The 253-nt window shown below is 45.5% G+C and carries 1 protein-coding gene; it reads left to right on the top strand.

The window, feature by feature from the left end:
- A partial coding sequence (locus AC0L3B_RS39905; RefSeq protein ID WP_473383429.1) for a hypothetical protein occupies positions 1-233 on the top strand: 233 nt, incomplete at its 5' end.
- Positions 234-253: the final 20 nt, after the last annotated feature.

Below are 253 nucleotides of genomic sequence, written 5' to 3'. Positions count from 1 at the left end.
TTAACCGTGGGAATGTCCGAGTCGTTGATGCCCGCTACCTGAACAGGGCAGGCAGTACGCAGGCCCATTACTGCGCGACAATCCCAGAAGCCAGAATGGGATCCAGAAATATCAACAGCGGTTCAGGTCTACGCAACACTGCAATAAACCGTCTAGCAAGGGATTCACAAGTGAAAAAATGTAACCAGCGAATATTAATTGCGCAATTTCAATATCAATTCGTTTTCTTTTAATGCAGCATTACATTTCGCCA

It is taken from the genome of Bradyrhizobium sp. Kon56 (genome assembly GCF_055807635.1).
Note: the sequence above shows the minus strand (reverse complement) of the source record. Positions and strands in the feature narration are given on the sequence as shown.